The 19,014-nt window shown below is 70.4% G+C and carries 27 protein-coding genes; 14 read left to right on the top strand and 13 right to left on the bottom strand.

Annotated features, from left to right (window positions below):
* Nucleotides 1-27 precede the first annotated feature (27 nt).
* Nucleotides 28-1,266 carry an NAD(P)/FAD-dependent oxidoreductase gene (locus tag P5G46_RS14895; RefSeq protein WP_408905972.1) on the top strand — a complete coding sequence of 413 codons (1,239 nt, stop codon included), beginning with the start codon at nt 28-30 and terminating at the stop codon, nt 1,264-1,266.
* Here P5G46_RS14895 and P5G46_RS14890 read toward each other — a convergent pair.
* Nucleotides 1,257-1,754 carry a GNAT family N-acetyltransferase gene (locus tag P5G46_RS14890; RefSeq protein WP_408905971.1) on the bottom strand — a complete coding sequence of 166 codons (498 nt, stop codon included), beginning with the start codon at nt 1,752-1,754 and terminating at the stop codon, nt 1,257-1,259. The genes P5G46_RS14895 and P5G46_RS14890 overlap by 10 nt on opposite strands.
* Complete coding sequence (locus tag P5G46_RS14885) at nt 1,751-2,515, bottom strand: sulfurtransferase (protein WP_408905969.1); 765 nt, start codon at nt 2,513-2,515, stop codon at nt 1,751-1,753. Before P5G46_RS14885 ends, P5G46_RS14890 begins: the two co-directional genes overlap by 4 nt.
* A gap of 86 nt (nt 2,516-2,601) precedes the next feature.
* Between P5G46_RS14885 and P5G46_RS14880 the strand changes: the two genes are divergently transcribed.
* The 3 genes from P5G46_RS14880 to P5G46_RS14870 are packed head-to-tail and all read left to right on the top strand — an operon-like array spanning nt 2,602 to nt 4,753.
* Nucleotides 2,602-3,336 (top strand): glycosyltransferase family 2 protein, encoded by a 735-nt coding sequence (locus P5G46_RS14880; RefSeq protein ID WP_408905968.1) that lies wholly within the window; start codon nt 2,602-2,604, stop codon nt 3,334-3,336.
* An 8-nt stretch (nt 3,337-3,344) separates the two neighbouring features.
* Nucleotides 3,345-4,169, top strand: coding sequence for an endonuclease/exonuclease/phosphatase family protein (locus P5G46_RS14875; RefSeq protein WP_408905967.1), 825 nt, complete (start codon nt 3,345-3,347; stop codon nt 4,167-4,169).
* The gene (locus P5G46_RS14870; protein WP_239276507.1) at nt 4,166-4,753 is read left to right on the top strand and encodes a DUF2238 domain-containing protein; all 588 of its coding nucleotides are present in this window, start codon (nt 4,166-4,168) and stop codon (nt 4,751-4,753) included. Before P5G46_RS14875 ends, P5G46_RS14870 begins: the two co-directional genes overlap by 4 nt.
* Before the next feature lie 24 nt (nt 4,754-4,777).
* Here P5G46_RS14870 and P5G46_RS14865 read toward each other — a convergent pair whose 3' ends face one another.
* A complete protein-coding gene (locus P5G46_RS14865; protein WP_239276506.1) occupies nt 4,778-6,307 on the bottom strand; it encodes a catalase in 1,530 nt (509 codons plus the stop codon).
* Between the two features lie 170 nt (nt 6,308-6,477).
* On the opposite strand from P5G46_RS14865, the gene P5G46_RS14860 reads away from it, so the two are divergent.
* Nucleotides 6,478-6,693: a hypervirulence associated TUDOR domain-containing protein gene (locus tag P5G46_RS14860; protein WP_239276505.1), complete on the top strand. Its 216-nt coding sequence runs from the start codon at nt 6,478-6,480 to the stop codon at nt 6,691-6,693.
* On the opposite strand, the gene P5G46_RS14855 is transcribed toward P5G46_RS14860, so the two are convergent.
* Together P5G46_RS14855 and P5G46_RS14850 are read right to left on the bottom strand one after the other, a co-directional pair.
* A complete protein-coding gene (locus P5G46_RS14855; protein ID WP_408905966.1) occupies nt 6,683-8,131 on the bottom strand; it encodes a cryptochrome/photolyase family protein in 1,449 nt (482 codons plus the stop codon). The genes P5G46_RS14860 and P5G46_RS14855 overlap by 11 nt on opposite strands.
* Nucleotides 8,128-8,283: a DUF2256 domain-containing protein gene (locus P5G46_RS14850; protein WP_374204596.1), complete on the bottom strand. Its 156-nt coding sequence runs from the start codon at nt 8,281-8,283 to the stop codon at nt 8,128-8,130. Before P5G46_RS14850 ends, P5G46_RS14855 begins: the two co-directional genes overlap by 4 nt.
* 113 nt (nt 8,284-8,396) lie before the next feature.
* On the opposite strand from P5G46_RS14850, the gene P5G46_RS14845 reads away from it, so the two are divergent.
* Complete coding sequence (locus P5G46_RS14845) at nt 8,397-8,528, top strand: hypothetical protein (RefSeq protein WP_275438246.1); 132 nt, start codon at nt 8,397-8,399, stop codon at nt 8,526-8,528.
* A gap of 28 nt (nt 8,529-8,556) precedes the next feature.
* On the opposite strand, the gene P5G46_RS14840 is transcribed toward P5G46_RS14845, so the two are convergent.
* Together P5G46_RS14840 and P5G46_RS14835 are read right to left on the bottom strand one after the other, a co-directional pair.
* Nucleotides 8,557-9,045: a pyridoxamine 5'-phosphate oxidase family protein gene (locus tag P5G46_RS14840; RefSeq protein WP_239276503.1), complete on the bottom strand. Its 489-nt coding sequence runs from the start codon at nt 9,043-9,045 to the stop codon at nt 8,557-8,559.
* 55 nt (nt 9,046-9,100) lie between these two features.
* Nucleotides 9,101-9,448 carry a biopolymer transporter Tol gene (locus tag P5G46_RS14835; protein ID WP_239276502.1) on the bottom strand — a complete coding sequence of 116 codons (348 nt, stop codon included), beginning with the start codon at nt 9,446-9,448 and terminating at the stop codon, nt 9,101-9,103.
* Nucleotides 9,449-9,974: 526 nt separating this feature from the next.
* Here P5G46_RS14835 and P5G46_RS14830 point away from each other — a divergent pair.
* The gene (locus P5G46_RS14830) at nt 9,975-10,178 is read left to right on the top strand and encodes a cold-shock protein (protein ID WP_026095524.1); all 204 of its coding nucleotides are present in this window, start codon (nt 9,975-9,977) and stop codon (nt 10,176-10,178) included.
* Between the two features lie 218 nt (nt 10,179-10,396).
* Nucleotides 10,397-11,509: a fatty acid desaturase family protein gene (locus P5G46_RS14825; protein ID WP_408905981.1), complete on the top strand. Its 1,113-nt coding sequence runs from the start codon at nt 10,397-10,399 to the stop codon at nt 11,507-11,509.
* A 9-nt stretch (nt 11,510-11,518) separates the two neighbouring features.
* Here the strand turns inward: P5G46_RS14825 and P5G46_RS14820 are convergent, their stop codons facing one another.
* Nucleotides 11,519-12,022, bottom strand: coding sequence for a metallophosphoesterase family protein (locus P5G46_RS14820; RefSeq protein WP_239276501.1), 504 nt, complete (start codon nt 12,020-12,022; stop codon nt 11,519-11,521).
* A 36-nt stretch (nt 12,023-12,058) separates the two neighbouring features.
* Here P5G46_RS14820 and P5G46_RS14815 point away from each other — a divergent pair, with 36 nt between their 5' ends.
* Nucleotides 12,059-12,448 carry a DUF3054 domain-containing protein gene (locus P5G46_RS14815; RefSeq protein ID WP_239276500.1) on the top strand — a complete coding sequence of 130 codons (390 nt, stop codon included), beginning with the start codon at nt 12,059-12,061 and terminating at the stop codon, nt 12,446-12,448.
* Here the strand turns inward: P5G46_RS14815 and P5G46_RS14810 are convergent.
* Nucleotides 12,432-12,941: a glycine cleavage system transcriptional repressor gene (locus P5G46_RS14810; RefSeq protein WP_239276499.1), complete on the bottom strand. Its 510-nt coding sequence runs from the start codon at nt 12,939-12,941 to the stop codon at nt 12,432-12,434. The two genes, P5G46_RS14815 and P5G46_RS14810, sit on opposite strands and share 17 nt — an antisense overlap.
* 70 nt (nt 12,942-13,011) lie before the next feature.
* Here P5G46_RS14810 and P5G46_RS14805 point away from each other — a divergent pair, with 70 nt between their 5' ends.
* Together P5G46_RS14805 and yidC are read left to right on the top strand one after the other, a co-directional pair.
* Nucleotides 13,012-13,299, top strand: coding sequence for a DUF6412 domain-containing protein (locus P5G46_RS14805; protein ID WP_239276498.1), 288 nt, complete (start codon nt 13,012-13,014; stop codon nt 13,297-13,299).
* An 80-nt stretch (nt 13,300-13,379) separates the two neighbouring features.
* Nucleotides 13,380-14,111: a membrane protein insertase YidC gene (gene yidC / locus P5G46_RS14800; RefSeq protein ID WP_408905965.1), complete on the top strand. Its 732-nt coding sequence runs from the start codon at nt 13,380-13,382 to the stop codon at nt 14,109-14,111.
* Here the strand turns inward: yidC and P5G46_RS14795 are convergent.
* The 3 genes from P5G46_RS14795 to P5G46_RS14785 all read right to left on the bottom strand — a co-directional run bounded on the left by P5G46_RS14795 (nt 14,093) and on the right by P5G46_RS14785 (nt 16,037).
* A complete protein-coding gene (locus P5G46_RS14795; RefSeq protein WP_375096003.1) occupies nt 14,093-15,340 on the bottom strand; it encodes an MFS transporter in 1,248 nt (415 codons plus the stop codon). The two genes, yidC and P5G46_RS14795, sit on opposite strands and share 19 nt — an antisense overlap.
* Nucleotides 15,341-15,451: 111 nt before the next feature.
* Nucleotides 15,452-15,667, bottom strand: coding sequence for an SCO4848 family membrane protein (locus tag P5G46_RS14790; protein WP_239276495.1), 216 nt, complete (start codon nt 15,665-15,667; stop codon nt 15,452-15,454).
* Nucleotides 15,668-15,695: 28 nt separating this feature from the next.
* Nucleotides 15,696-16,037: a TraR/DksA family transcriptional regulator gene (locus P5G46_RS14785; RefSeq protein WP_239276493.1), complete on the bottom strand. Its 342-nt coding sequence runs from the start codon at nt 16,035-16,037 to the stop codon at nt 15,696-15,698.
* A 75-nt stretch (nt 16,038-16,112) separates the two neighbouring features.
* On the opposite strand from P5G46_RS14785, the gene P5G46_RS14780 reads away from it, so the two are divergent.
* The 3 genes from P5G46_RS14780 (at nt 16,113) to P5G46_RS14770 (ending at nt 18,329) form a co-directional block, all read left to right on the top strand.
* Nucleotides 16,113-16,463, top strand: coding sequence for a DUF2834 domain-containing protein (locus P5G46_RS14780; protein WP_408905964.1), 351 nt, complete (start codon nt 16,113-16,115; stop codon nt 16,461-16,463).
* 100 nt (nt 16,464-16,563) lie between these two features.
* Nucleotides 16,564-17,619: an FUSC family protein gene (locus tag P5G46_RS14775; protein ID WP_408905963.1), complete on the top strand. Its 1,056-nt coding sequence runs from the start codon at nt 16,564-16,566 to the stop codon at nt 17,617-17,619.
* Between the two features lie 47 nt (nt 17,620-17,666).
* A complete protein-coding gene (locus P5G46_RS14770; RefSeq protein ID WP_239276488.1) occupies nt 17,667-18,329 on the top strand; it encodes an LON peptidase substrate-binding domain-containing protein in 663 nt (220 codons plus the stop codon).
* Nucleotides 18,330-18,353: 24 nt separating this feature from the next.
* On the opposite strand, the gene P5G46_RS14765 is transcribed toward P5G46_RS14770, so the two are convergent.
* The gene (locus tag P5G46_RS14765) at nt 18,354-19,013 is read right to left on the bottom strand and encodes an SDR family oxidoreductase (RefSeq protein ID WP_239276487.1); all 660 of its coding nucleotides are present in this window, start codon (nt 19,011-19,013) and stop codon (nt 18,354-18,356) included.
* Nucleotide 19,014 lies beyond the last annotated feature (1 nt).

Genomic DNA, 19,014 nt, shown 5'->3' with positions numbered 1-19,014 from the left:
CCCTTCGGGGATGCCTACGCTCGAACGGTGAGCGGATACGACGTCGTGGTGATCGGGGCGGGGCTGGCCGGATTGCGGTGCGCAACACGCCTTGCCGAAGCGGGACGCGATGTCGTCGTCCTCGAGGCGGACGATTCGGTCGGCGGGCGGGAGCGCACGGACGTCGTGGAGGGGTTCCGGCTCGACCGCGGCTTCCACGTGCTCAACCCCGCGTATCCGGCGGTGCGGCGGTGGGTCGATGTCGGCGCGCTGGCGCTCCGGCGATTCCCTGTCGCCCTCGGCGTGCGGCTCGAGGACGGCGTGGCACGCATCGCCCACCCCGTGCGCTCGCCCGCGACGGTCCCGGGGGCGCTCGCCAGCGGGCTCGTCCGCCCCGCCGACCTCCTCCCGCTCGCCCGATGGGCCCTGCCCGTCCTGGCGAATGCCCGCGCCGTGAAACGTGGACCCGATCGCCGGCTCGCCGAAGCGTGGGACCGGGCGGGGCTGCGCGGGCCCCTGCGCGAGAGCGTGCTGGAGCCGTTCCTCGCGGGTGTCCTCGCCGACGACCGGCAGAAATCCTCCGACACCTTCGTCCGCCTGCTCGTTCGCAGCTTCGCGCTCGGGGCTCCCGGAGTGCCGGCCGCCGGGATCGGCGCCCTCCCCGCGCAGCTGGCCGACACCGCACGGCGCGCGGGGGCCGGCATCCGCCTCTCCCATCGCGTCACCGCCACGCGCCGGCACGGACCCGGGTGGCGCGTCGAGGTCGACGGGGCGGATGCCATCGAGTCCCGCGACGTCGTCGTCGCCACCGGGCTCACCCCCGGTCTGGACGTGCCCCTCCCCCGCGCCCGCGGGCTCCAGACGTGGTGGTTCGCCACCGACGAGCGGCACAACGACGATGCTGCGCTGCGCGTGGACGGCCTGCGGCGCGGGCCCATCGTGCACTCCGCGATCGTCTCGAACACCGCCCCCACCTACGCCCCTCGCGGACAACACCTCGTCGAGGCGACCGTCGTCCTGCCGAGCGAGGCGACCGAGGCGGACGTCCGCCGGCAGCTCACCGAGCTGTGGGGAACCGACGCTCGACCTTGGCGGCTCCTGCGGCGCGACGACATCGCCGCAGCGCTCCCGGCGCAGGACCCGCCGCTTCGGCTGCGGCGTCCGGTCCGCCTGGGCGACGGGCGGTACGTCGCGGGCGACCATCGCGACACCGCGTCGATCCAGGGCGCGCTGGTCTCCGGGCAGCGGGCTGCGGAAGCCGTGCTGCAGGGTCGGGGTCAGCGCTGAGCCAGCGCCTCCAGCGCCGCGCCGGTGACTCGGCGGGTCGTCCACTCCTCCATCGCCTCGGCGCCCAGCGCACGGTAGAAGCCGATCGCCGGCTCGTTCCAGTCCAGCACCGTCCACTCCAGGCGCGGGTACCCCCGCGTGAGGCACTCCGCGGCGAGCGCCGACAGCAGCGCCACCCCGTAGCCGTTCGAGCGGTATCGCTCGTGCACGTACAGGTCTTCGAGCCAGATGCCGTGCTTTCCGGTCCACGTGGAGTAGGTGAGGAACCAGATCGCGATCGCCCGCACCTCCCCGTCCTCCCCGGCCACCACGAACGCGAAGGCACGAGGGTCTTCACCGAACAGCGCGGCGCTGAGCATCTCCACGGTGTTGTCGACGGCATCCGGTTCCCGCTCGTAGTCGGCGAGGGCCTGGATGCAGGCGAGGATTCCCGCCTCGTCGCCGGGACGGGCGGGGCGGAGGACGGCGCCGTCGGTCAAGGCGGTCACGACCGGGCCTCCCCGCTGACGGTGGCGACCTCGGTGCGCGCAGCCAGCGCCGGGTCGAGGGCCTCGCGCTCGTCGAAGACGAAGCAGTCGCCGTCCCAGTGCGCGTCGCCGTGCTCCGCGAACCAGCCCAGGATGCCGCCGTCGAGCTGGTACGCGTCCAATCCCTGATGCCGGAGGTAGATCGCCGCCTTCTCGCAGCGGATGCCACCCGTGCAAAAGCTCACCACGGTCTTGCCGTCGAGTTCGGCACGATGGGAGGTCGCGGCATCCGGGAACTGGGTGAAGCGCTCGATGCGCCAGTCACGGGCGCCGGTGAAGGTGCCGTAGTCGACCTCGAAGGCGTTGCGGGTGTCGACGAGCACCACCTCGCGGCCGTCGTCATCGGCACCGCGGTCGAGCCACCGGCGCAACGTCGCCGGGGACACCGCGGGGGCGCGACCGTCCTGAGGGCGCACCTCGGGACGATCCATGCGGATGATCTCGCGCTTGACCTTGACCAGGAGCCTGCCGAAGGGCACGGCATCCGACCAGCTCTCCTTCGTCGCGAGTGCGGCGAAGCGCGGATCGGAGCGGAGCGCGTCGAGGAAGGAACGAAGGGCGTCGGCGTCGCCGGCGAGGAAGAGGTTGATGCCTTCTTCGGCGAGCAGGATCGTGCCCCGCAGCGCCGCGGCCGCGGCGCGCTCGCGCAGCACCGGGCGGAGCGCGTGCGGCTCGTCGATGCGCGTGAACAGGTACGCCGAGACGTTGAGGACGGATGCCATGTCATCCAGGGTACGCAGAGCGCAAGGCGCCCCCGGGTGGCGCACGGGCCTCGATAGCGTGGCAGGACCGCTTCCCTGGAGGTTCCGTGCCCATAGAGCCCACCGTCTCGGTCGTCATCCCCGTCCGCGACGACGCCGTCCCCCTTGCCGCGTGCCTCGAGGCGCTCGCCGCACAGCACCGCCCCGCGGATGAGATCGTCGTGGTCGACAACGCCTCGACCGACGACAGCGGCGACGTCGCCCGGGACGCGGGCGCCCGCGTGGTGTTCTGCGGCGAGCGCGGCATCCCCGCTGCGGCCGCCGCAGGCTACGACGCCGCGCGCGGCGACCTCATCCTCCGGCTCGACGCCGACAGTCTGCCGGCGCCGGGGTGGATCGCCAGCATGGTGGAGGCGCTCGCCGATCCGGCGGTGGATGCCGTCACCGCCGGCGCCGTCTTCCATGACGGTCCCGAAGCACAGCGTCGTCCCCTGGCGTGGGCGTTCCTGGGCACCTACACCGCCTTCGCGTTCCCGGCGCTGGGCCACGCCCCGCTGTGGGGGTCGAACATGGCCTTCCGCCGCCGCGCGTGGGTGAGCGTCCGCGACCAGGTTCACTTGGACCCCGACCTGCACGACGATCTCGATCTGGCGTTCCACCTGGGCGAGCGCCACCGCATCCGCATTGTCGCCGGACGCCAGCAGATGCGCGTCTCCTCGCGCACGGTTCGGCCGCGCCGGTTCGCCACGAGCTTTTCGCGCGGCATGGGGACGGTGTTCGCGCACTGGCCGCGCGAGATCCCGCCGCTGCGGTGGGCGCGACGACTGGGCCGTGCCCGCTGATGGGCGCGGTGCTGTTCCCGAACGTCGAAGCGCCCGATCTGCACGTGATGAGTTTCAACATCCGTCGTCGGTTCGAACGGATCACCTGGCCTCCCGAGGACCGGTGGGCCCTTCGGAAACAACGGCTGCGCGTGTTCCTGGGTGCGAACAGGCCCCACGTCCTCGGGTCGCAGGAGGCGTTGCCGGACCAGGCGCGCTGGGTGCAGGACTCGCTGGGCTCGTCGTACGGGCGGGTCGGCCTGGGCCGCGGGCGGGACCGCGGCGGCGAGGGCACCCCGATCTTCTACGACCGCGATCGCCTCGAGCTCATGGATTGGACGCAGGTCGCCCTGTCGGGCACCCCCGCGGTGGACGGGTCCACGGGGTGGGGCAACACCATCCCGCGAATCGCCGTGACCGCGCGTCTGCGTGACCTCGCCACGGGCGCGCCGTTCGTGTTCATCAACAGTCATTTCGACGCCTTCTCCGCGCGCGCCCGTCGGCGATCGGCACGGTGGTTGGCGGAGGTCGTGGCCGGGGAGAGCCTGCCCGTGCTGTTCACCGCCGACGTCAACGCCCCGGTTCGCTCGGGGGAGCTGGCCGCGATGTTCACCGGCGGACGCCTCATCGACACGTGGTCTTATGCGCCGGTGCGCCGGACGGCGGAGTGGGGCACCTTCAACAACTACCGTCGAGCGAAACTCGGCGCGCGCCGCATCGATGCGATCCTGGCGACGCCCGATGTCGGCGTGCGAGCCGTCGGCATCGACCCGCGGCCCACGGGGACGAGTTGGCCCTCCGATCACCTCCCCGTCCAGGCGGTCGTACGGATCCCGTCGGCGGGAGAGCGATGATCGGCGCGCTCTACGCGAACCTGAAGCGACCTCCGCGCACGGCTGCGGAATGGACCGCGGATGCCGTGCGCGCCGCCGCGATCCTCCTCGTGCTGGTGTCGCTGTTCGTTCTTCCCGCCACCGATACTGCGGTGCTCTCCATGGCGCTGCCGGCGGTCATGCTCTCTCGCATGCTGGGCCTGCGCGCGGGACTGGACCTGCTCACGTGCGTGACGGTGATTGTGGCGGCCGGCAGCAACGTGCTCGACCTTTACCGGTCGTGGACGGGCTGGGATCTGGTCGTGCACGCCGCCTGCACCGGCGTTCTGGCGGCCGTGGCGCTCGTCGTCCTCGACGATTCCGGCGTCGTGCCGCGCACCGGCCGCCGACGGACGCCGATCGTCGTGGCGACGACGGCGGGGCTCGCGCTGAGCGCCGTGTGGGAGATGGTCGAATGGTTCGGCTATCGCTTCATCACCGACAGCATCTTCGTCACGTACGACGACACCATCGGCGACATGGTCGCGGGCGGCCTGGGAGCGCTCGTGGTCGGCATCCTCGCCTCCCGCGTCCGGCTGACACGGGGCGATCGCGCGGCACTGTGACCGCGCGGTCGCCCCGTGGTCGCCTCAGATGCGGCCGGCGACGTCGCGCCCCACGAGATCGCCATCGGGGTTGGGCTCGCTGAGCTGCTCCCCCGGGGACGACGAACCCTCCAACGGCGGCAGCGCCGCCTCGACGCGCGAGCCGACCTCGGCATCCACGTTCTTCCAGTACTGAACCGCCCGCGCACGGACGTCGGCGCGCGTCACGCCACCGACGTGACCGGCGATCGTCTCGACGAGACGGTCGCGCTCCGCCGCGGACATCACCTCGCGCACGAGTGTTCCGGCCTGGCCGAAGTCGTCGTCCTCGGGGTGCAGCGTCGCCGCCGAACGCACGAGCTCACCGTCGCTCTGCCACCCGCCGTCGCCCGCGCGACGAGGATCGGCCGCGGGACCACCGACCGAGTTCGGCGCATACACGGGTACCTCCGGCGGGTTGTACTCGTAACGCATGGCGCCCTCCTTCGAGTAGGAGTGCACCTCTGTGCGCGGACGGTTCACCGGGAGCTGCTGGTAGTTGGTGCCCACGCGGTAGCGGTGCGCGTCGGCGTAGCTGAAGATGCGCGCCTGCAGCATCTTGTCGGGGCTCCCGTCGATCCCGGGAACGAAGTTCGACGGCTCGAACGCCGCCTGTTCGATCTCGGCGAAGTAGTTGCCCGGGTTGCGGTTGAGCTCCATCGTGCCGACCTCGATCTCGGGGTAGTCGCTGTGCGGCCACACCTTCGTCAGATCGAACGGGTTGAAACGGTAGGTCTTGGCATCCTCGTACGGCATGATCTGCACCTTGAGCGTCCACGTGGGGAACTCTTGACGCTCGATCGCGGCGTACAGGTCGCGGATGTGGAAGTCGGCGTCCTGGCCGGCGATCTGGTCGGCCTCGTCCTGGGTCAGCGTCTTGTGGCCCTGGTCGGTGTGGAAGTGGTACTTCACCCAGAAACGCTCGCCGTCCGCGTTGATCCACTGGTAGGTGTGCGACCCGTACCCGTTCATGTGCCGCCACGAGGCCGGGATGCCGCGGTCGCCCATGAGCCAGGTCACCTGGTGCGCGCTCTCGGGCGAGAGGGTCCAGAAGTCCCACTGCATCGTGTTGTCCCGCAGGTGGCTGCCGGGCAGGCGCTTCTGCGAACGAATGAAGTCCGGGAACTTGATCCCGTCCTTGACGAAGAACACCGGGGTGTTGTTGCCGACGAGATCGTAGTTGCCCTCGCTCGTGTAGAACTTCAACGAGAAGCCGCGGGGGTCGCGCCAGGTGTCGGGGCTGCCCTGTTCACCGGCGACCGACGAGAACCGCGCGAGCATCTCGGTCTCGACGCCGGGCTGGAACAGCGCCGCCCGCGTGTAGGCGGAGACGTCGCCGGTGGTGCGGAACGTGCCGAACGCACCACCGCCTTTCGCGTGGACGACGCGCTCCGGGACACGCTCCCGGTTGAACTGCGCCAGCTTCTCGATCAGGTAGTGGTCGGTGAGGGCGATGGAGCCATCGGCTCCGACGCTCTGGGAGTGCTCGTCGCTGGCGACGGGGGCTCCGTTGTTGGCGGTGGTGGGCTCGGTCATGACGCTCCTGTCATCGCGGTGGGGGTGCGTGCGACGCTACGCGGGCCTTCGCGCGCGGGCGAGCAGTTGCGCATCCCGGCCCGAGCGCCTACGGTCCGGCGTCTGTCAATCCCCCGCAGCGACCGCCGACGGCTCGCGAGCATGGCGGGACCGAACGAGAGGAACACACCATGTCGAAGGATCTGTCCAAGGGCGACCGCGTCAGCTGGGACACCTCGCAGGGCCGCACCCAGGGCGAGGTCGTGGAGAAGAAGACCAAGGACTTCCAGCACGACGGACAGAAGTTCACCGCCTCGGAGGACGACCCCGCGTACATCGTGAAGTCGGAGAAGACCGACGCCACCGCGGCGCACAAGGGCTCGGCGCTGCGCAAGCTCAAGAGCTAGAGCCGTCGGCGTCCCTCCGTTTGCGCATCTGCGCGAGCGCGAGGGACAGCCGATGGTTGCCCGCGAGGACGTCTTCGTGCTCCTCGAGGAACGCCCAGTACGCATCGGTGAACACCGAATCCTTGGCATCCTGGGCCGAGGGCCACCAGGACCCCATCTTCTGCAGATACGCCCCGCCCGAGACGTAGGGTTTGGTCGCGACGAAGCCGCCATCGGCGTACTGACTCATCCCCATGACGTTGGGCACCATGACCCAGTCGTAGGCGTCGACGAACAGCGCCAGGAACCAGGCGTTCACCTCTCGGGGCGCATAGCCCTGAAGAAGGAACCAGTTGCCCAGCACCATCAGCCGCTCGATGTGATGCGCGTAGCCCCATCGGTGCACGCGCTCGAGGACCGTGCGCACCGGAACGGGAAGGTCTGCGGGCATCCGGCGCCCGGAGTACCAGTACTTCTCCAGGCGTCGTTCCAGGTTCAGCGCGTTCACCTTCTCCAGTTCCGGGTGCGCCCGGTACATCCCGCGCATGTACTCTCGCCAGCCGATCACCTGACGCACGAACCCCTCGACGGATGCCAACGGGGCATGCGTGCGCGTGACCGCGGTGATGACCTCGTCGACGGTGAGGAGTCCGATGTTGAGCATCGGCGAGATCACCGCGTGGAAGAGGAACGGCTCGTCGGCCTTCATCGCGTCCTCGTAGCGACCGAAATCCGCAAGACGTTGCGCGACGAAGACTCCGAGCCAGGCTCGCGCGTCGTCCGGAGTGACCGGGAGCCAGAAGTCCGACGCCCGCCCCGGGTGTCCCGAGAAGCGCGCATCGACCTCGGCGATGACGGTGGCGGTGATCTCGTCCTGCTCCGTGTTCGGCAGCGGGGGGATCTCGATGCCCTTCTTCGGCAGCGGCTTGCGGTTCTCGGCGTCGAAGTTCCAGCGACGTCCGGCGGGGCGCGGGCCGTCCATCAGGATGCCGGTGCGCCGGCGCTGCCACCGATAGAAGTCCTCCATGAGGGGTGTGGGGTGATCGGCGAACCACTCGTCCACCTCCTCCTCCGGTGTCAGGAAGAGGGCGTCGGAGTGGATCTCGGTGTCGACATCGTGGTCGGCGCAGATCCGCGCGATCCGCTCGTCGACCGGACGATTGGGGTCGCTCATCCACGACAGCTCCGTGACCCCGTGCTCGGTGAGCAGTCGTGACAGCGCAGCCGCGAAGGTCAGATCGTCACCGAGACAGACGCGCCGCACCGTGCGGCCCTCCGCCTCGAGCCGCGCGGCGGTGTGCCGCATCGCCGAAACCAACAGCACGATCTTGTGCCGGTGATACGGCAGTTTCGCGAAGCGCGGCGCCGACTCGATGAAGAAGAACTCCGCCACGTCTCTGTCGGCGTACGCGGGATGCTCCTCGAACTGCTGAGTGGCGAGGATCAGTGCCGCCTTCATGCGCGCCGCCTCTGTCGCGCGGCATCCGCCCGGCACCCGCGAGAGCAGTACAGCACCTCGTCCCATTGGCCGCGGCCGCTCCAGCGTTTGCGATCGGTGAAGGGCCTGCCGCAGAACGCGCACGGTTTCGTCTGCCGAGGGGGTCGAACCATGCCGTCATGGTCTCAGCGCACCCGGGCCCGGATCGGGGGCTTGCGTCCTGCACAGAGAGAGCTCTCGCACAAGGCCGGTGCGCACAAGCGCGAGCGCTGGTCGGGTGGATGCCATGACATCGACACCCGACAACACCCCCGACACCGCCGACCAGCCCGACGAGCTCGAGACCGCCGACCTCCCCGAGATCGACCACGGCACCGACGACGACGACGCCCCCGTGGACAACCCGTCGGGCGGGTGACCACGGGGGCGGTCCGTGCCGCCTCGACTCAGTCGGGCAGGTCGAACTTCTCGTTCTCTCCGCGAGGACGCTCGCCCGTGACCTTCGACGTCACCAGGGCCACCGCGGTGGCGATGCGACCGCCCGCGCTCCCCCAGTACTCCCCGCTCAGAGCCGAGACCCGCAGCAGGGTCACACCGGGCGACTCCGGCCCGTCCGGGAACCACGCCTCGACCGTCGTCGACCACAGCTCCTTGAGCTTCGCCGGATCGTCGACCACCTGAGCCTCACCGGCCAGCGAGAGCCACAATCCGTCCGAGCTGAACGACAGACCGACCTGGGGATCGCGTCGAACGTGCTCGACCGCGGAGGCGTGCGTCCCGACGATGAACCAGAGATCACCATCGGATTCGGTTTCCTGGACGGTCAGCGGGTGCGCGTGCAGATCACCTTCCGCCGCCCGCGTGGTGAGCATGGCGAAGCGGAACTTCTTGAGCATTTCGTTGAGCTTGTCGAGCTCGGACACGGTGTCGGACATGGGTCCTCCTCTTTCCGGTTTCCCCTCCAGACCACAGGGTCGGTCCCGCCGGCGGCTACCCGTTGACGTCGTGCCGGGGCTCTGCTCCGAGCGGCGCGAGCCGGTCGAGTCGGTCCGCGGCGTCGCGTGCTCGCGCGAGCCTCGCGTCCACCGGCTCCTCCCACCACCGCGGACCGCGCTCGCCGAGACCGTTCTTGGCCAGCCCGACGCGCTGCCGCGCGGCCGCGACGGCCGCCTCGTCGCCCGCGCGCGTGCCGGTTCGCACGGCCGCCCGTGCCCGGCCGAGGTGTGACCGCAGTCGCGCGGCGAGGTCGTCGCTCAGAGCCGGATCGGTGCGACGCCATCGCCGACCGTCGAGAACGATCCATCGTTCATCGTCCGTGGAGGCGTCGTCGGAGTCCATCTGCCCAGTGCACACCGGGGTGCCGCTTGAAAGGGAGCCATAGGTCCGCGCACACATCCGTGCTACCGTGGAGTATTCGTTCTGGGACTTGCTTCATCGACGTCCGCCTCATCGTTGAGATGCCGGGCGCGCGGCACCGAGCCGTCATCGATGCGATTCCCCCCTCATCTCCGCGCGACCCGCTCGGATCGACCCGTCGGTCGGCCCCGGGTCGCGGAAAGTCCGCGTGTCTGCTCTGCTCCCCCCGCCCCTGTCGTGGCGACAGGCCGATCTCGACGTCTTCGTCGCGACGGCCGACTCCGCCTACGCCGGTTTCGTCGGCTCCGTCCCCGAGGGCTTCGAAGCCCAGGGTCCGCGCGGCGAAGATCTCGGCATCCATGATTCCGTCGATGCGGCTCGCGCCGCCGTCGACGGCCACCGCGTTCGCACGACCCTCCCGGTCGCGCGGCGTCCCCGTCCGCTCCGCATGCGTCGGAGCGGCGCCCACGGTCGCAGTTGCGGCCCGAAAAGAAAAAGGAAGAACACGATGGCCACTGGCACCGTGAAATGGTTCAACTCCGAGAAGGGCTACGGGTTCATCGCACCCGACGACGGCTCGGCCGACCTGTTCGCGCACTTCAGCGCGATCCAGGGCAATGGCTTCAAGGAGCTGCAGGAAGCACAGAAGGTCGAATTCGACGCCGAGCAGGGCCCCAAGGGCATGCAGGCGGCGAACATCCGCCCCCTCTGAGCTCACGCTCCTCAGCGAAGGCCGGGTCGGTCGCTTCGGCGACCGCCCGGCCTTCGCCGCGTTCGAGAGGCCCGTCGCGGCGGGGATCCGATGAGTGGTTCCGGTGAGTCTCCCGTGCATGCCCGTGTATACCGGTGGGCCCATACGCATCGACGTAGTGTGGGCCATAGCCCGGGCATTCGCTCCGGCTCCCGACTTCGGTCATCATCGCGAGGAGCATCTTCATCGCCTCCACCATCGCCGAGTCCCGCCTCGGTCCCGTCCGACAGACGTATTCCGGCACCACCGAATTCCCCCCGATCGCCAAGGCCTATACGGAGCTCTCGCAGGTCGTCCGTGAGAGCGGCCTGCTCGCCCGCACCCCGGTCTTCTATGCGTTCGTCGCCGCGGCGATCGCGCTCGGCTTCGGCGGAGCGATCACGGGCTTCGTCCTCCTCGGCGACAGCTGGTTCCAGCTCCTCATCGCCGCGGCCTTCGGCATCCTGTTCACCCAGGTCGCCTTCCTCGCGCACGAGGCCAATCACCGGCAGATCCTCTCGTCCGGACGTGCCAACGACCGTCTGGCGCTGTGGATCGGCAACGGAATCGTCGGCATGAGCCAGTCCTGGTGGGCCACGAAGCACACTCGGCATCACGCCAACCCGAACCGCGTCGGCAAAGACCCCGACATCGAGATCGACACGATCTCCTTCCTCGACGAGGATGCCGCCACCGCTCGCGGACTCCGCCGATGGATCACCCTCCGACAGGGCTGGCTGTTCTTCCCACTCTTGACGCTCGAGGGCCTCAACCTCCACGCACTGGCCATCCGCCACCTGCTGTCGCGCGGAGAGGTCAAGGGACGCTGGACCGAGATCGGGCTGATCGCGCTGCGCTTCGCCGTCTTCGTCGCTCCGGTGTTCATCTTCCTGCCGATCGGGATGGCCTTCGCTTTCCTCGGCGTGCAGCTGGCGGTCTTCGGCGTGTACATGGGGGCCTCCTTCGCCCCCAATCACAAGGGCATGGCGCTCATCGCACCCGGAGCCAAGCTGGACTTCTTCAGCAAGCAGGTCCGCACGTCGCGCAACATCTCCGGCGGATGGTGGGCGACGTGGCTCATGGGCGGTCTCAACTACCAGATCGAGCACCACCTGTTCCCCAACATGCCGCGGCCGTACCTCAGCCGCGCGCGCGAGATCGTGCGCGAGCAGTGCGCGACCCTGAACGTGCCCTACGTCGAGACGACGCTGCTGCAGTCCTACGGCATCGTCATCGCGTACCTGAACCGCGTCGGCCTCGCCGCTCGCGACCCGTTCGAGTGCCCGATGACATCCGCTGCGCGTCGCGTGTGACGTCGGCGGTCAGCGGCGCTCGACCTCGACGAGATCGAGCGACCGCACCGCCCCGGCGTCCAGTGTGAGCTGCATCATCGTGCACGCCGGCTGACGGCGACGGTCGGTGGGCGATCCCGGGTTGAGCAGGCGCAGTCCCGCGGGAGTCGTGGAGTCCCAGGGGATGTGGCTGTGGCCGAACACCAGCACATCGGTGTCGGGGAAGGCGGCATCCATCCGACGTTCCCGTCCGGCGGCGGCCCCGGTCTCATGGATGACGGCGATGCGGACACCGTCGATCTCGGCGCGCGCGACCTCGGGCAGACGGGCCCGCAGTGCGGGTCCGTCGTTGTTACCCCACACCCCCAGTACCGACCCCAGAGCCTCCAGCTCGTCGAGGACCGACTCCTCCACCCAATCGCCGGCGTGGACGATCACATCCGCGCGCGATGCCGCGTCTCGCACGGCCGTCGGGAGAGCGCGTGCCCTCTTCGGCACGTGAGTGTCGGCGATCAGCAGCACACGTGTCGTCATCGCGCCCACGCTACCCGCCTCGGGCAGGATGGCAGGGTGACCTCTCGCCGCTCTGCCCTCCTCGCCCTGCTCGCCGACGTCGTCCTCGTCGTGGTGTTCACCGCGATCGGACGGGCGACGCACGACGGCGACGTCCTCGGTGAGGGCGGCTCCGGTCTGCTGATGACGGCCTGGCCGTTCGTCACCGGGCTACTGGCGGGGTGGGCCGTCAGCCGTGGCTGGCGACGCCCCCTGGCCCCCTTGCGCACGGGACTGGTCGTGTGGGGGCTGACGCTAGTGGTGGGGATGCTCCTGCGCGCGGTGAGCGGCCAGGGCGTCGCGGTGGCGTTCGTGATCGTCGCGGCGGTGACGCTGCTGGTCTTCCTCGTCGGGTGGCGCGTGATCGTCGGGCTGATCGCCCGCGCTCGCCTCACTCGCTCAGCGTGACGTCCACCTGGATCTCGGTCGCCAGACGCTGAACGTCCTCCACGAGTTCGTCGAGCTCTCCGCCCTCGGCGAGCGTCGCCGTCACGGTCGCCTCGAACAGTCGCCCGCCCGCCATCGCGGCATCCGTCGTCTGCGTCGACATCCGCTCGATGCTCGCCCCTCGGGTACGCAGCGCGCCCGTGATCTCGCGGACGATGCCGGGACGGTCGTTCCCCATCACGGTGAGGACCACCGAACGCGTGGCGGTCTGCGCCGCGCCGGCCGGACCGTGCACCGCCACCCGAAGAGTTCCGGCGGCCGCCTCGAGAGCGCCCCGCAGATCATCGGCCCGCTCCGGCGCCACCGAGACCTCGACGATCCCCGCGAAGGCGCCGGCCAGCTCCGCCATCTCACTGGTCTCCCAGTTGCCCCCGTGGGCGTCGACGATGTCGGCGATGGATGCCACGAGTCCTGCCCGATCGTCGCCCACCACGGTGATCACAAGAGTCGTCATGCCCGCCAGCGTAGTCAGCGCACCCCTGCTACGGTGAGGAAATAGACGGGTGACAGGGGGTGAGGAGAACATGATCGCCTCGCTGCTCGCCGCGGTGAATCTCCTCCTCGTCACGGCCGAGATCGCCCTCCTTCCCGCGGACGGATCCTCGTCCACGCCCCTCCTCGTGCTCGCTCTGGCGGCCGCGGTCGCGCTCACCGCGGCGATCGCGATGGCGTTCTTCGGTCTTTCGACGACTCGGCCGCCCACGACAGCGACGCGGCCCATCGATCCCTCCGCACCCCTCGCACAGAGCGACCCTGACGCCGCGGGTCACCCCCGACCCCGAGCGCCCGGACGCGCGGCCGCGGCCGCGTAGCCAGCCCCGCGCCGACGCCGGCGCGCCCGGGCCCCCGCGTGGCCGATCAGCCCTGATCGCTTCCACGAACGGACGTCGCCTTGGACCTCTTCGCTCTGCCGCCCCTCGCGGCTCTTCTCGACCTCACCACCGAGGGCCTGCTGGCCCTGACCGCTGTCCTCTCCCCCGCGGCCGGTTCTGCGGCCGCCGCTCTCGCCGTCGTGCTCGTCACGCTCACGGTCCGGGCGGCACTCATCCCCGTCGGCGTGTCTCAGGCTCGCGCCGAACGGGATCGCGCGCGACTGGCCCCCCGGCTCCGGCTCCTGCGGGAACGATGGGCGAAGAACCCCGAACGCCTGCAGCGCGAGACGATGCAGCTCTACCGCGACACCGGGATCTCGCCGTTCGCCGGGTGCCTCCCCGTTCTCGCCCAGGCGCCGGTCGTCGGGCTGCTGTACGCCGTGTTCCTGCACCCCACCGTCGGCGGACACGCCAACGCGCTCCTGACCGAGCGGCTGGCCGGGGTGCCCCTCGGCACCAGTCTCCTCTCGGCCCTGGCCACTGGTGCCGCGGACGGCGCGACTCTCCTGCTCGTGGCCGCGGTCGTCACCGTCATCGCCGGAGCGAGCGAACTGACGCGCCGGTTCCTGCGTCCGCCGCAGGTTCCGGAAACGCCGGCGTGGACGGCACGACTGGTCGCGATCCTGCCTTTCACGACGGCGATCGTCGCGCTCCTGGCCCCGCTGGCCGCCGGCCTCTACCTCACCGTGACGACGGTGTGGACGCTCGGCCAGCGGATGATTCTGCGGCGCCGCTATCCGATCGAGGCCTGAGGCGCCCGGTCCCATCGCGGCGCGTGGGCCGCGTTCACCGCCGCCATCACGAGCACCACGAGCGCGGCACCGGCGGGAAACAGCATCGCCGTCTCGACCGCCACCCTCTCGGCCACCGCGCCCGTGACCGCCGAAGAGAGTGCCTGCGCCAACGTGAGCGCCGAAGCGAGCAGCGTCATCGTGGTCGCGGTGCGCCCGGCCGGTGCGCGGTGCCCGGCGAGACTGAACAGGGTCACCAGGGACGGTCCGACCCCGATGCCCATGAGGCACAGGACGACGGTCACCGTCAGAACCGAACCGCCCACCGAGTAGGCGCCCGCCGAGGAGAACAGCAGCACAGCGAACACCACCAGACGCCAGCGCAGTGAGAACCGGGCCGGGAGCAGGACCACGGCGAGGGCGAGCACCGCCGATCCGACGCCCATGACGCCGTACAGCAGAGCGCCCGCCTCGGGGGCGCCGCGCGCCTCCATGAACGCCGTCAACGACGTCAGGGTGGAGCCGAAGAAGGCGCCGACGCCGAAGACGGCCACCACGAGCATGAGCATGCGCGGTCGCACGAGCTCGCGGGCGGGCGCCATCGCCCCGCGTGCGGAGGCCACCGGCACGACACGACCGGTCGGGTGAAGGGCGAAGGCCGTGACGAAGACGAAGCTGAGCGCGGCGGCCGCGGCGATCGGCGCCCAGGGGGCGATGACGGCCGCGAGCAGACCGACGACGAACGGGCCGATGACGAAGGCCGTCTCGTCGGCCGCCGACTCGTAGGCCATCGCGCGCGAGAACGTCCGCTCGCGTCGATCGGGCGCGATGCGCGCACCGATGAGCGCCATGACACGGCTTCGCGACATCGCGGCAGTCTGCGGCCCCGTCACACCGATCGCCACCGCGGTGGCCAGCACGAGGCCGTCCGTCGCGGGAGAGCCCACGACGACCGGGAACAGGGCGAGGAGGATGCCGTTGGCCAGGCCCGTCGGAACGAGCACCCGCGACTGACCGAACCGGTCGGCCAGATCCCCGAGGATCGGCCCCGCCACGACGACGCCAATACCGACGGCAGCCGAGGTGAGCCCGCCGAGGGCGACGGAGCCGCGCACCGCGACGACCAGCGCCAGCACGCCGACGGTCATCATCGCGAACGGCAGCCGCGCGACGAACGCGACGGGGAAGTACCAGAACCCCGTGTGGTGGATCAGCGAGCGCTGCGCGACGGTCGGGGCGGGGTGGTGCATGAGGATCTCCGGAGCAGGGGGCGGTGCCGCCTTGCCGGTCCGGTAGGTAGATGCACGAGGTGCGGCGGGCGAACCCGCGCATCTATTCTACAGCAGGCCCCGAGCCGCGGCTCAGGAGACCATCGCGGCGATCGCCCCGATGACCGAGGCCACAGCGAGGAGCAGGGCGACCGCGATGAGCACCGTGTGGACGATGAGGAACGCCGTGGCCTTGCCCGCAGCGTCTCGGGCCCGAGGGTCATTCGCGATGCGCGGGTAGAACCGCGGCCAGACGACGACATTGAAGACGGCGTTGGCCAGCAGCAGGGCGATCAGGAGCGGTTCCACCCCTCGAGCCTACGCGGCCACGCTGCCGTCAGACGGCGCAGGCGATGCACCGTCGCGCGGTCGGACGCGCCTCCAGCCGCGCGTCCGCGATCCCCCGGCCGCACACCTCGCAGACGCCGAACGTTCCGGATGCCACGCGCTCCCGCGCCGCACGGATCTCGCGCCGCTCTTCGCGCGCGGCGCGCGCGAGGGCGTCCACGTGCGCCCACTCCCCCGACAAGGTCGATCCTTCGGGGTCGTGTTCGTCGTCGGCGGTCGCGTCCGCACGATCGTGACGGAGACTCTCGGCGTCGTCGGTCAGGTGCTGCAGCCGACGCTCGACGGCGCGCTCGAGCTCGTCGAGCAAGGCCGAGGCGCGGGTGGCATCCATTCTTCGACGCTACTGCGCACCTCCGATACCGCGGCGGGGCTGGATCCTGGGCCGCACACGGGCCAGGATCGGCCCATGGCTGACCTCAGAAAGCACTGGACTCCGCTGGCCCTCGCCTTCCTCGTGATCTCGATCCTGGGGTTGGTGGGGACTTGGACGTTCAATGCCCTGGCCATCGTGCAGATGGTGGACTTTCTGGGCGACCTCGTCTCCAGCGGCCCGGCGGTCTCGTCCATCACCGTCGATCTGCTGGTGGTTGCGGTGGCCGGCAGCATCTTCATCCTCGTGGAGGGGCGACGCCTGGGTATGAAATTCGCGTGGCTGTACGTCGTGCTGTCGGGGCTGACGGCCTTCGCGTTCACCTTCCCCCTGTTCCTGGCGATGCGCGAGCGTCGTCTCACCGCCCGCGGCCGCGCGACGACGTGATGCCGGCCGCGACGGCATCGTGCGCCTCGCTCCGCTCACGGGCAGCGCGGGATGCCACTGTCCGCGGCCGACTCGAGGTCCGGCGGCCTACGCTCGACACATGCGCCTCCCGCTGCGACTCCCGCGCGAAAGCCTGACGTTCCGTTCACCGCGGCGGGGGCCGTTCCTGCAGGTCGCCAAGTCCGCCGTGGCCATGGTCGCCGCCTGGATCGTCGCCGATGTGCTCGTGCCCGGCCCGCCGCCCATCTTCGCCGCCATCGCCGCCGTGCTCGTGGTGCAGCCGAGCATCAACCAATCGTTCACGCGGGCGGTGGAACGCAGCGTGGGTGTCATCGTCGGTGTGTTGATCGCCTCCGCGCTCGGCATCGCGCTCGGTTCGCCGACATGGGTGATCCTGCTGGCGGCGGCCGTGTCGCTGGTGGTGGCGTGGGCTCTTCGGATGTCACCGGGGACCACGAACCAGGTCGCCATCAGCTCGGTCCTGGTTCTGGCACTGGGGACCGCAACGCCGAACTACGCGCTGGATCGCGTGCTGGAGACGATCATCGGCGCCGCGATCGGCATCGTGGTCAACACCGTCCTCGTCCCGCCCGTGCTGGTGCCGCCCGCGCGCGAGAAGCTGAACGTGCTGGGCCGCGAGCTGGCTGCGGCGCTCGAACGCCTCGCCGACGCCCTCGAAGCTCCGCAGAGCAGGCAGTCGCTGGAAGGACTGCTGTTGGAGGCGCGTCTGTTGCGCCCGGTGCGCGACGCCGCCGCGGACGCGATCAGCGACGGCGCCGACTCGCTCTCTCTCAATCCGCGCAGTTCGCGCCACCGAGCCGACCTCGCCGACATGCAGGCGCAGCTCGACCGCTTTACGCCCGTCGTGACGCAGACGATCGGAATGACCCGCGCCGTCTACGACGGCTACTCGTCGACCATCGTCGATGACCCCTCGGTGCGGGCGATCGCCGAGCAGCTGCACCGCGCCGCGCACGACGTGCGGCTGCGCTTCGCGCTCGATCCCGTCACGCCGCAGCAGCCCCACGAGGAGGAGCCGGCCCTCACCCGCCCGCTGGAGATCCGCACACCGTCGACCGAGCATTGGGTGCTGGTGGGATCGCTCCTGATGGACCTGCACCGCATCCACGAGAGCCTGAGCGACGAGGCGGCCTGACCGGCGCCCGCGACCCCGGTACCGCCTGGCCCTGGTTGACTGGGGGCATGGGTACCGCGATGTTCCCGTTGGGAGCAGTTCTCTTCCCCCACACGCCCTTGGCGCTGCGCATCTTCGAGGAGCGCTACCTCGTGATGCTCGGCATGCTGCTCGACGAGGTCGACCCGCGGTTCGGCGTCGTCCTGATCGAGCGCGGCACCGAAACCGGCGGCGGCGACCAGCGCTTCGCCCTGGGAACCATGGCGCACCTGAGTCACGTGGTTCCGCAAGCGGGCCAGATGTCCATCGTCGCCCGCGGTGCGGAGCGCTTCGAGATCGTCGAGTGGCTGGACGATGCGCCCTACCCGCGCGCTGACGTGCGAACCCTCCCCGACCTGGAGTGGAACGACGCCCTGGCGCCACTGCTCGAGGAGTCCGAGCGCATCGTCCGCCGCGTGCTCGGCCGCGCCCGCGAGTTCGGCGTCACCCGCTGGGACCCGGACGTTGAGCTCTCCGATGAGCCTCTGGAGCGGGCCTGGCAGATCGCCGCGATCGCTCCCCTGGGCGAACTGGACCAGATGGAACTGCTCCGTTCCCCGACGATGGGCGGCCTCCTGCGCGCGACAATCGACCTCACGCTCGCCGCCGAGCCGCTGCTGGGTGACCCGATCCCCGACGGAGTGATCGTCGTCGCGGACGACGAGGACGGCGACGACGACACCGAATACTGAGCGTCGCTCAGAACGAGGCGTGGTTCACGCGTCGGGCGCCTCGGCCACGAGAGCCTCCGGGATGAGGGTGTCGCCCGCGCCGAATCGGATGAATCGTCCGATCGTCGCCGGTTGCACCAGCGTCGCTGCGACGACCGCGGCGACGTCGGCCCGGCCGACCTCGCCCTTCCCCTGGGGCGCCGTCGTGATCCGGCCGGTCGGCGGATCGAGCGTCAGGGTGCCGGGCCCCAGAATCGTCCAGTCCAGGTCGCTCGCGCGCAGGTGGTCGTCGGCGGCGAGCTTGGCATCCGCGTACGCGAAGAAGGGGTCGTCCTCCGGGATGCCGTGATCGGGGGTGGAGCCGATCCAGGACACCATGACGAACCGGCGCACGCCGGCCCGGCTCGCGGCATCCATGGCTCGCTGAGCGGCGTCGCGGTCGACGGCGTAGGTGCGTGCCGCGTCACCGCCGCCGGCGCCGGCGGACCACACCACGGCGTCGGCACCGTCGAAGGCCGCGGCCATCTCGTCGACGTCCGCCTTCTCGACATCGAGCACGAGCGGGCGACCACCCGCGTCCTCGACATCGGCGCGGTGATCGGGATTGCGCACGACCGACACCGCCTCGTCGCCGCGCTCGGCGAGCAGGCCCGCCAGATGCAGCGCCACCTTGCCGTGGCCACCGATGATCACGATGCGTTCCATC

Source organism: Microbacterium mcarthurae, assembly GCF_046064585.1.
Classification (GTDB): domain Bacteria; phylum Actinomycetota; class Actinomycetes; order Actinomycetales; family Microbacteriaceae; genus Microbacterium; species Microbacterium mcarthurae.
This window is presented reverse-complemented; position numbering and strand designations above follow the sequence as displayed.

Bases quoted from the DNA above. Each gene is read 5' to 3' on its own strand.
- P5G46_RS14885 (WP_408905969.1), bottom strand. From the start codon at position 2,515: ATGGCATCCGTCCTCAACGTCTCGGCGTACCTGTTCACGCGCATCGAC.
- P5G46_RS14870 (WP_239276507.1), top strand. From the start codon at position 4,166: ATGATCGGCGCGCTCTACGCGAACCTGAAGCGACCTCCGCGCACGGCT.
- P5G46_RS14865 (WP_239276506.1), bottom strand. From the start codon at position 6,307: ATGACCGAGCCCACCACCGCCAACAACGGAGCCCCCGTCGCCAGCGAC.
- P5G46_RS14860 (WP_239276505.1), top strand. From the start codon at position 6,478: ATGTCGAAGGATCTGTCCAAGGGCGACCGCGTCAGCTGGGACACCTCG.
- P5G46_RS14855 (WP_408905966.1), bottom strand. From the start codon at position 8,131: ATGAAGGCGGCACTGATCCTCGCCACTCAGCAGTTCGAGGAGCATCCC.
- P5G46_RS14850 (WP_374204596.1), bottom strand. From the start codon at position 8,283: ATGGTTCGACCCCCTCGGCAGACGAAACCGTGCGCGTTCTGCGGCAGG.
- P5G46_RS14845 (WP_275438246.1), top strand. From the start codon at position 8,397: ATGACATCGACACCCGACAACACCCCCGACACCGCCGACCAGCCCGAC.
- P5G46_RS14840 (WP_239276503.1), bottom strand. From the start codon at position 9,045: ATGTCCGACACCGTGTCCGAGCTCGACAAGCTCAACGAAATGCTCAAG.
- P5G46_RS14835 (WP_239276502.1), bottom strand. From the start codon at position 9,448: ATGGACTCCGACGACGCCTCCACGGACGATGAACGATGGATCGTTCTC.
- P5G46_RS14830 (WP_026095524.1), top strand. From the start codon at position 9,975: ATGGCCACTGGCACCGTGAAATGGTTCAACTCCGAGAAGGGCTACGGG.
- P5G46_RS14820 (WP_239276501.1), bottom strand. From the start codon at position 12,022: ATGACGACACGTGTGCTGCTGATCGCCGACACTCACGTGCCGAAGAGG.
- P5G46_RS14810 (WP_239276499.1), bottom strand. From the start codon at position 12,941: ATGACGACTCTTGTGATCACCGTGGTGGGCGACGATCGGGCAGGACTC.
- P5G46_RS14805 (WP_239276498.1), top strand. From the start codon at position 13,012: ATGATCGCCTCGCTGCTCGCCGCGGTGAATCTCCTCCTCGTCACGGCC.
- P5G46_RS14795 (WP_375096003.1), bottom strand. From the start codon at position 15,340: ATGCACCACCCCGCCCCGACCGTCGCGCAGCGCTCGCTGATCCACCAC.
- P5G46_RS14785 (WP_239276493.1), bottom strand. From the start codon at position 16,037: ATGGATGCCACCCGCGCCTCGGCCTTGCTCGACGAGCTCGAGCGCGCC.
- P5G46_RS14780 (WP_408905964.1), top strand. From the start codon at position 16,113: ATGGCTGACCTCAGAAAGCACTGGACTCCGCTGGCCCTCGCCTTCCTC.
- P5G46_RS14775 (WP_408905963.1), top strand. From the start codon at position 16,564: ATGCGCCTCCCGCTGCGACTCCCGCGCGAAAGCCTGACGTTCCGTTCA.
- P5G46_RS14770 (WP_239276488.1), top strand. From the start codon at position 17,667: ATGGGTACCGCGATGTTCCCGTTGGGAGCAGTTCTCTTCCCCCACACG.
- P5G46_RS14765 (WP_239276487.1), bottom strand. From the start codon at position 19,013: ATGGAACGCATCGTGATCATCGGTGGCCACGGCAAGGTGGCGCTGCAT.